Annotated in this window: 9 protein-coding genes; 4 read left to right on the top strand and 5 right to left on the bottom strand. The window is 34.7% G+C overall.

Annotation, left to right across the window (positions count from 1 at the left end; all coding sequences use genetic code 11):
* Positions 1 to 99: 99 nt before the first annotated feature.
* Entirely contained in the window at positions 100 to 549 is a 450-nt protein-coding gene (locus NHF50_RS05690; protein WP_252775329.1) for a 6-carboxytetrahydropterin synthase, read from the bottom strand.
* Between the two features lie 95 nt (positions 550 to 644).
* On the opposite strand from NHF50_RS05690, the gene NHF50_RS05685 reads away from it, so the two are divergent.
* Positions 645 to 1262, top strand: a complete 618-nt coding sequence (locus NHF50_RS05685; protein ID WP_252775328.1) for a 2OG-Fe(II) oxygenase — start codon at positions 645 to 647, stop codon at positions 1260 to 1262.
* 195 nt (positions 1263 to 1457) lie between these two features.
* On the opposite strand, the gene NHF50_RS05680 is transcribed toward NHF50_RS05685, so the two are convergent.
* The 3 genes from NHF50_RS05680 to NHF50_RS05670 are packed head-to-tail and all read right to left on the bottom strand — an operon-like array spanning position 1458 to position 4060.
* A complete protein-coding gene (locus tag NHF50_RS05680; RefSeq protein WP_252775327.1) occupies positions 1458 to 3023 on the bottom strand; it encodes a S41 family peptidase in 1566 nt (521 codons plus the stop codon).
* A gap of 11 nt (positions 3024 to 3034) precedes the next feature.
* Entirely contained in the window at positions 3035 to 3460 is a 426-nt protein-coding gene (locus NHF50_RS05675; protein WP_109568779.1) for a dCMP deaminase family protein, read from the bottom strand.
* A gap of 6 nt (positions 3461 to 3466) precedes the next feature.
* Positions 3467 to 4060: a HupE/UreJ family protein gene (locus NHF50_RS05670; protein ID WP_109568778.1), complete on the bottom strand. Its 594-nt coding sequence runs from the start codon at positions 4058 to 4060 to the stop codon at positions 3467 to 3469.
* 201 nt (positions 4061 to 4261) lie between these two features.
* On the opposite strand from NHF50_RS05670, the gene NHF50_RS05665 reads away from it, so the two are divergent.
* The gene (locus NHF50_RS05665) at positions 4262 to 4693 is read left to right on the top strand and encodes a TerB family tellurite resistance protein (protein ID WP_109568777.1); all 432 of its coding nucleotides are present in this window, start codon (positions 4262 to 4264) and stop codon (positions 4691 to 4693) included.
* Between the two features lie 187 nt (positions 4694 to 4880).
* On the opposite strand, the gene fbp is transcribed toward NHF50_RS05665, so the two are convergent.
* Entirely contained in the window at positions 4881 to 5888 is a 1008-nt protein-coding gene (gene fbp / locus NHF50_RS05660) for a class 1 fructose-bisphosphatase (protein ID WP_109568776.1), read from the bottom strand.
* Positions 5889 to 6023: 135 nt separating this feature from the next.
* Between fbp and NHF50_RS05655 the strand changes: the two genes are divergently transcribed.
* Together NHF50_RS05655 and NHF50_RS05650 are read left to right on the top strand one after the other, a co-directional pair.
* On the top strand, positions 6024 to 6500 hold the full coding sequence (locus NHF50_RS05655; protein ID WP_109568775.1) for a GNAT family N-acetyltransferase: 477 nt from the start codon (positions 6024 to 6026) through the stop codon (positions 6498 to 6500).
* 29 nt (positions 6501 to 6529) lie between these two features.
* Entirely contained in the window at positions 6530 to 7783 is a 1254-nt protein-coding gene (locus tag NHF50_RS05650) for an aspartate kinase (RefSeq protein WP_109568774.1), read from the top strand.
* The last annotated feature ends 80 nt before the right edge of the window (positions 7784 to 7863 follow it).

Below are 7863 nucleotides of genomic sequence, written 5' to 3'. Positions count from 1 at the left end.
ATACAATATCGAGCTCATTATTCTCAAAATTAATTATAAATTTGTCTAAACTTTTGGGGGCAGTCTAAATTAGGGAGCTTTTTTTATACATCTAAATTTTTAATTATCAGAAGCAAACCATTCCGCAAAGGAAGTTTCAGTTTCCTGCAAGCGAAGTGAAAATAATTTGATGTCTTCAGGAAGCCTTCTTTTGATCTTTTCGGCAAAATCAATTACCATATTTTCACTGGTTGGCTGATAGTCTACTAAAATAACGTGATGACCTCTTTTTTTGAGCTCGTTTGCTAATTCTATATGAGGTGTGTTCTGATTGAAAACAGTTGCATGATCAAAGATGTCTACAATATCTTCTTTAACGATCTTTTTAAGGTCGCCAAAATCAATCACCATTCCGTATTTAACATTAGAAGTGTCCTGAATAGGTTCTCCGATAACGGTTACTGATAATTTATAGCTGTGACCATGAACATTTTTACACTTTCCGTCATATCCGTATAAAGCATGTCCGGTCTCAAATGTAAATTGCTTGGTGATTCTAATTTTACTCATTCTTTATAAAAAATTACGATACAAAATTAATAAATTATTCGAAGTAAATTTTGTATTGTTTTTCATGCTATATTTGCTCACTTTTTTTGACATATATGAATGGGTTAACTGAAAATCCAATGTACGAAAAGATCATTGAAGATCTTTTAAATCAACAATATAGTATTGTTGATGATTTTTTTACTGAAGAAGCTGTAACAAGTTTAAGAAATAGTCTTTTGGATAAGTATGAAGAAGATTATTTTAAGAAATCCGCAATAGGAGATCAATTTAATGAACAAGTGATACGATCCATTCGGGGCGATTTTATTTCCTGGATAGAAGAGAATAAACTGAGTGAAGTTGAGCAAAACTTTTTTTCAAGAATAGATCATTTTTCAAATTATTTGAATCAAACCTGCTTTTTGGGAATCCAAGATCGTGAATTTCATTATGCATTATATCCGGTGGGGACATTTTATAAAAGACATTTGGATATATTTCAGAATGACGACAGTCGCAAGTTATCTGTAGTGTGTTATCTGAATGATGAGAACTGGCTACCGGAATACGGAGGGGAATTAGTCATCTATAAAGAACATGATGAAGTAAAAGTATATCCGTTAAAAGGGCGTGTTGTGATCTTTGAGAGTCAAGTATTGGAACATGAAGTTTTACCGGTTATGCGGGAGCGTTTAAGCATAACAGGTTGGTTAAAAACGAGGAGACTATAAAAAAGCAGTCTGTTTGACTGTTTTTTTTTGGTAGTATCTCACTAAGTGTGTAAAGTATAAAATATCGAGGGTTAAAGCTCTCGATATTTTTTTGCTTAATTTTAAATTTTATATATTTGAAAAAAGGGTTCAGCTTTAATAAAAGCCAAACCCTCGATTTATAACTTACACACTTTACGGGATAGTGTCTTTTTTTTATTTTTCCAGACTCAATACTTTTTGAGCCATATTGTCTTGCTGTAACAGGATTTTGTAATAATCCAAGTCTGTTTTAAGCTGTCTGACGAACTCTGCATACAGATAAGTCAGGATCTTGTCTTTTTGATGGAAACTAAGTAGAATACCACTTCCTGAAATGTATTTTTTGAATTCATCAAGGTACTTTTCATCAGAAAAAATTTCTTCTTTAAGCTCGGTTAAATTGAGTTGGTCAAAATAGTTCCGGCTTTTATCAATTTGTTCAAAAGCAAAATAGTTCACCAAGCCGGATTGCATGACCATTATAGTGGCTTCTTCTCCGTGATTAGCTTCAAAGGGAACAAATACATCAGGAATTATTCCGCCGCCGCCGTATACTGTTCTCCCTTCTTTGGTTCTATATTTTAAGCTGTCAGCTACTTTTATACTATCTGCTTCGTATAGCTCGCCGTTTGCAAAACGCTTCTCAAATTCATTAAAATAACCTTCTCCTTTGTCTCCGTAAGGTTTTTGAATAGAACGTCCGGAAGGAGTGTAATAGCGTGCAACAGTTAAACGTACGGCTGAACCATCGCCTAAAGGCATTTCACGTTGTACTAAGCCTTTGCCGAATGAACGACGTCCCACAATTGTTCCTCTGTCATTATCTTGTATAGCACCGGCTAAGATTTCACTCGCTGAGGCTGAATTCTCGTCGATAAGGATGTAGAGTTCTCCGGTCTCAAATTCTCCTTTTTCAGTTGCAAAAGTAGTATCAACTTTTCCTTTCTTGTTCTTAACTTTTACTATAACATCTCCTTTTGGTAAAAGATCATCAGCAATAGCAACAGCCATTTCCAGATAACCACCGCCATTACCTCTCAAATCAATCATTAAGCGAGTCATACCTTGCGCTTTTAATTTTAATAAGGCATTGTGAAACTCTCTATAGGTAGTTTCTGAAAAACGATTTATTTTTATGTAACCAGTTAAATTATCCGTCATAAAAGAAATATCAACACTCTTCAGAGGAATAATATCCCTAAGGACTTTGACCTTGAATTCTTTTTTTTCAGTTTTACGGTAAATAGTTAAGTTAACAGCAGAACCTTCAGGACCTTTTAGTTTACCGAATAAGGAGTCATTTGGCAGATTTTTACCATAGAGTGTGTAATCACCGGCAGCTAAAATGCGATCACCGGCTTTGATTCCTGCCTTTTCAGAAGGTCCTTCTTTTACAGGTTTTATAACAGCAACAGTATCATGATACATATAAAAGTTCACGCCGATCCCTACAAAGTCACCACGCATACTTTCATTTACGGCAACCATTTCTTTCGGATCAATGTAAACAGAATGCGGATCCAGATTTTCCAGAATTTTATTTACTGTCAGATCCACAATAGAATCAGTATTAATATCATCTACATAATCCCGGTCGATTAAGTCAATTAATCGGTTTAGCTTTGCTTTTTTATTATTGGATTGATAGTCGGAAAAAGTAGACAGTTTACTTCCTAAGAGTAAACCCAGAGCTACTGCTGCTGATAAGAATAACGGGAAGTAAATTTTATTTGGCTTCAATGCTTTGTCTTTTATGAGAGTTCTTCTATTAATTCTACTTCTACCCCGGCTTTTTTAAGAAAATCTATTCCGGAACAGTCTTTGTATTCCTGATGGTAAACTACTCTTTTAATGCCGGCTTGATGAATCAGTTTACTGCAATCTTTGCAAGGCGATAATGTAATATAAAGTGTAGCACCTTCACAGGATTGTGTAGAACGAGCCACTTTCAGAATAGCATTGGCTTCTGCATGTAACACATACCATTTAGTTAGACCAACTTCATCTTCACAACAATTTTCAAAACCGGAAGGAGTTCCGTTATAACCGTCAGAAATGATCATTCTGTCTTTTACAATGATGGCACCAACCTGTTTTCTTTTACAATAAGATAATTGCCCCCACTCTTTAGCAATGCGCAAGTAGGCTTTATCGTATTTGGATCTTTTTTGAGACATAAATTTTTATCTTTTCCAGATTTCGTTTTCAATGATCATAGGAACTACTACTCCCATTATAAATGCAGACATTACCAAGGCCCAGTCTCTTTTTGAAAAACGGAAAAATGTTTGTACAACGTAAGCCAGAATCAGAACAATTAGAACAACAATGATTTGTGCGGCTTCAATGCCTAAAGCAAATTCTAATAAAGGCAATAGTTTATCGGAAGCACTGCCCGGTAAAATTGCTTTAAAATAGTTAGAAAAGCCTAAGCCGTGTATAATTCCGAAAAACAAAGTTACAATAGAAACAAAAGAAATGCTTTCGGTCTTAGCAGATTTTCCGGCTGTAAATAAATGAAAAACAGCGGTTGCTAAAATGGTTATGGGAATTAAAAACTCTACATATAACGGATTTACGCTGACAATACCGAATACGGCAAGGAACAAAGACAATGTGTGTCCTAATGTAAATAAGGAAACTAAGATCAGCACACGTTTCCAGTCCTTAAAAGTATAAGGGATCATTAATGCAGTTAAAAATAATACATGATCATAGGCATGTATATTTAATACGTGAGTAAGTCCTATTTTAAAGTACGGCCAAAATTCTGACATACGAAATTAATTATCTAAAAATAATAAACTTTTAAATCGTAAAGATACACAAACGCGGTTAAAATAATACAAAGCTTTTTTACTTAATCTTTTTCATTAAAAAAGAGAAACTTCAAGGAAGTTTTCTTTTAGTAAAAGGATAGTATTTATTTTATAAAAATCGTAAATTTACGTATGTTTGCGAAACTAAAAATTTAACAGATGTCAATTTCAGATTTATTCGATAGTGGATTCCGTAACAGAAACAAAGGTCATTTTTCTGCCATTGTAAGAGTGGCTCTTGCGGATGGAAAAATTTCAGAAGAAGAGCAAAAGTTCTTGGATAAATTAGCAATTAAATTAGAAATCTCAGAACAAGAGTACGAAGAGATTTTAGAGAACCCGACAAAATATCCGGTAAACCCTCCGTTGTTGCATACCAGAAGGTTAGAGCGTTTGTATGATCTGGCCAGAATGGTATATGCAGATCACGAATTGGGAGAGAGTCAACACGAATTACTAAGACGTTTTGGTGTGGCTTTAGGTTTTACACCGGGAAATATTCAGTATATTGTTGATAAAGCTTTATCTCTGGTACAATTAAACGTGGATTTAGACACTTTTATTTACGAAATGCAGAACATGAACAGATAAAATAAAAAAGCTCCCTAATTTAGACTGCCCCCAAAAGTTTAGACAAATTTATAATTAATTTTGAGAATAATGAGCTCGATATTGTATCAAGCTTAAATGCATAATTATACTTGACTTTTCTTTCCATAAAAATACCCCCAAATAGTGTCTAACTTTTTGGGGGCAGTGCAATTAGGGAGCTTTTTTATTATTGAGCGTTTTTCATAAACTCTTCAGCTTTTTCTACCATATTTTTACTTCCGCAAAAGAACGGAACTCTCTGGTGTAATTCTGTCGGCTGAATTTCCATAATTCGGCTGAATCCGTCAGAAGCTTTTCCGCCTGCCTGTTCCGCTAAAAAAGCCATCGGATTGCATTCATATAACAAACGCAGTTTTCCTTTAGGAGCCTTAGAGCTTGTCGGGTAAATATAAATACCGCCTTTGATCATGTTACGATGAAAATCAGAAACCAAACTTCCGATATAACGAGAAGTATAAGGTCGGTCACCTTCTTCTTTCTGACAATATTTAATATAATCTTTTACACCTTGTGGAAAATGAACATAATTCCCTTCATTTATGGAATAAATGTTTCCGTCTTCAGAATATCTCATATTAGGATGAGAAAGGTAAAAGGTTCCGATAGCCGGATTTAAAGTGAATCCGTTAACGCCATGTCCGGTAGTATAAACAAGCATGGTAGAAGTACCATAGATCACATAACCTGCAGCTACCTGATTCACACCCGGTTGTAAAAAATCTTCCGGTTGAACAGGGCTACCAACAGGGGTAACTCTTCTGAAAACAGAAAAAATAGTTCCGACAGAAACGTTTACATCAATGTTAGATGAACCGTCCAGAGGATCCATTAAAACAACATATTTATTGTTATGGTTGTTATCTGCACCTGCTACCGTGATATAATCATCATTTTCTTCAGAAGCGATTCCGCATACGATTTCTCTGTTTGTCAATGTCTGGATAAAAGTTTCATTGGCAAAAACATCCAGTTTTTGCTGATCCTCTCCTTGAATATTTTGTTCGCCGGCAGCACCTACAATATCAACTAATCCGGCTTTGTTTACTTTGTAGTTTACTACTTTAGCCGCTAAACGGATTGAATTAATGATGCGTGACAGTTCGCCGGTCGAATATTGAAATGAGTTTTGATTTTCAATGATAAACTCACCTAAGGTGGTATTTCTTTCTTCCATGTCGAAATCGATGTAGTTGTGTTAATGGCACAAATATCGGTTTTTTTGTGATATGATTAAAAAAATTACAAACTTGTTTTTCAAGCTATTATTTTTGCACTTTCATTTTATCAGAAAATAGAGAATTAATAAAAAATGATTATACGCAAAGGAACAAAAGAAGATATGCCGGCAGCTTTGGAACTGATCAAAGAATTAGCCATTTTTGAAAAAGAGCCGGAAGCAGTTGTGGTTACAGTGGAGGATTTAATCAGAGACGGTTTTTCTGAGAATCCACTGTTTTATACATTTTTTGCAGAAGTTGAAGGAGAAATCGTAGGTATGGCTTTATATTATTATCGCTACTCAACATGGAAAGGAAAAACGATCCATTTGGAAGACCTGATCGTTAAAGAAAAGATGAGAGGAACGGGAGCCGGTAGTGCGTTGTACCAAAAAATAATGGAACAAGGAGAGAAAGAAGGTGTGAGAAGGATCGAATGGAATGTGCTGGATTGGAATATAAACGCAATTAATTTTTATGAGAAGTCCGGAGCTGAAATTTTATCAGATTGGCGGGTAGTACAAATGGATGAAGAAGGAATCAAACGATTTGTAGCGAAGCTAAATTAATTTTATGAATTGTAATTGAATCAGATTATATGAGGATATTTAAGTTTGGAGGAGCATCCGTAAAAGATGCCGAAGGTGTTAAAAATGTAGCTTCAGTGCTAGAAAAAGTGGGACACCAAAATACACTTTTAGTGATCTCAGCAATGGGAAAAACAACAAATGCACTAGAGGTGGTTATAAAAAATTATTTTGAAAAGTCTAATGACTTAAATGCATCCATTCAGGAAGTTCGAAAGTATCATAATCAGATTTTAATAGATTTATTTGAAGATGAAGAACACAATGTTTTCTTTGCCGTGAATAGTCTTTTTAATGATCTGGAATATTTTATCAGAAGTAATAAGTCGCCTAATTATAATTTTGTTTACGATCAGGTAGTGAGTTTCGGAGAAATTGTTTCAACAACGATTGTGAGTTATTATTTTAACGAAAAAGGATTGACAAACATATGGTTAGATGTCCGCAATTTTATAAAAACAGATGTAACTTATAGAGATGCTAACGTAGATTGGGAAGAAACACAAAAGTTAATTCAGGAAGGTGTTGACAAAAATAAACTATATATTACGCAAGGATTTTTAGGTTCAGATTCAAATAATTTTACCACAACACTTGGAAGAGAAGGGTCAGATTACACAGCGGCTATTTTTGCGTACTGTTTGAATGCTGAAAGTGTTTCAATATGGAAAGATGTGCCGGGAGTGTTGAATGCCGACCCTCGTTATTTTGAAAATGCTGTTTTATTGAACCAGATCTCTTATCGGGAAGCAATTGAGCTAGCTTTTTACGGGGCAACGGTAATTCACCCGAAAACATTACAGCCTTTACAACGAAAAGAAATTCCATTGTATGTAAAGTCATTCCTCAATCCGTTGTTGCCGGGTACCAGCGTTTCTAAAGGAGCCGATCTGGAACCGCAAACGTCATGTTTTATTGTTAAGAAAAACCAGTTGCTGCTTTCATTGTCTTCACTCGATTTCTCTTTTATCATGGAAGAGAATATAAGTGAGATCTTTGCTTTGTTCCATCAGTACAAAATGAAAGTAAACCTTATTCAGAACTCGGCGATTAGTTTTTCAGTTTGTATAGAAGACAAATTCAACAATTTTGAAGAGCTGAGGAATCATTTAGCCAAAAAATTCAAAGTGTCATTCAACGAAAATGTATCACTTTACACGATCAGACATTTTAATGAAAAATCAGCAGCAACAGTTGAAACGGGTAAAACCGTTCTTCTGAAACAGATTTCAAGAGAAACCCTTCAAATTGTAACAAAAGAATAAGTTTCATATATACCCTTTTTTATGTTGCCTCTGTCTGAGTGAATTTTTCAGACAGAGGCTTTTACTTTTCAAAAAAGGAA

Origin of the sequence: Flavobacterium sp. NRK F10, from assembly GCF_024054235.1 — a bacterium.
GTDB classification, from domain to species: Bacteria; Bacteroidota; Bacteroidia; order Flavobacteriales; family Flavobacteriaceae; genus Flavobacterium; species Flavobacterium sediminis.
This window is presented reverse-complemented; position numbering and strand designations above follow the sequence as displayed.